Consider the following 1,219-nt stretch of genomic DNA (forward strand, 5'->3'; position numbering starts at 1 on the left):
ACTGCAGAGAACATGGCCTCACAGCATGAAAGCGCCAAAGAGAATCTCGAGGGTTTTCCACATCTAAGTTGTTGTTGCGAAATATTTTTTCGCAACGTGATCGGCAGGATAAGAACTCATCAAGACCGGATTTCGGGTTCCAGAAGTGGTCCCTTTGGTAGTACTCCACCCATAGTGCCGTGGAGGAGTTGGGTATGGTCGACAAGCCGAGGGAGCACGCTGCTCCGACACGAAATGCGCCCGCAGGTAGTCGTCGGTGGGTGGAAGAGAACGCTGTTGCGTTCGCCGCGCAAGCGCGCTGGCATGAGCTGCATCCTCACCCCCTAGATGACATACTTGTCGACCCACGGGTCGTTTCGCAGACGGGGCAGCGGACTGCTGCGCCTCAGACCTGATAGCCGCGAAGGTGGTACCATTTTTCGCATCAGTACCATCACGAGCCGACGCGGACTCTGACCGGTCAACTTTCTATGTCGAGGTCCTTTGAAATGGAGCCTCGGGCCGCGCGAAACGCTTTGGTGAAGCGTCGGGTCGGCCCGTCCCCCCAACTTCGACACTTCGCGATGGATTTGAGCCCGGTTTGGCGATGCGGACTTCAATGAAATAAGGGCTTTCCGTGTGTGGAGGGTCAGATTTTGGCGAGAATCCTGTTGTGGCACGTTATGGCGCATTGAGTCATTGAAGCATTACACATCGTCTCGTAATGTTGCGACATGTACACCAAGATCACGAGATCCGGCGGGCGCCAGTACCTGCAACTGGTCGAGGGCTATCGCAACGAAGAGGGCAAGGTCCGCCATCGGGTCGTCGCCAACCTTGGCCGACTCGAAGATCTGAACCCCGCCAAGCTCGATCCCCTGATCAACGGTTTGAACAGGGCGATCGGGCGGAGCGACAACACGGCGTTTCCCGTCGAGATCGAAAGCTCCAAGGCCTATGGTAACGTCTTCGCCCTGCACGAGCTTTGGAAGGATCTTGGCCTCGACCGCGCCCTTGGTCGTGCCATGCGGTCTGGGCGGCGCAGGATCGAGGCAGATGCCCTCGTGCGGGCCATGGTCTTCAACCGCCTGTGCGATCCCATGAGCAAACTCGGCTGCCTGCGCTGGCTGGACACCGTGGCCATGCCCGAGATGCCCGCCAAAGTCGAGCACCACCACCTCCTGCGCGCCATGGACGCGCTCATGGACAATGTCGATCGCGTGGAGGCCGAGCTGGCCCC

1 pseudogene is annotated in these 1,219 nt (G+C 58.9%); it reads left to right on the forward strand.

What is annotated here, in order from left to right:
- Positions 1–713: 713 nt before the first annotated feature.
- Positions 714–1,219 (forward strand): annotated as a pseudogene (locus CB0205_RS13985) (IS1634 family transposase); the annotation flags it as partial.

Source organism: Synechococcus sp. CB0205 (assembly GCF_000179255.1).
Taxonomy (GTDB): Bacteria; Cyanobacteriota; Cyanobacteriia; order PCC-6307; family Cyanobiaceae; genus Vulcanococcus.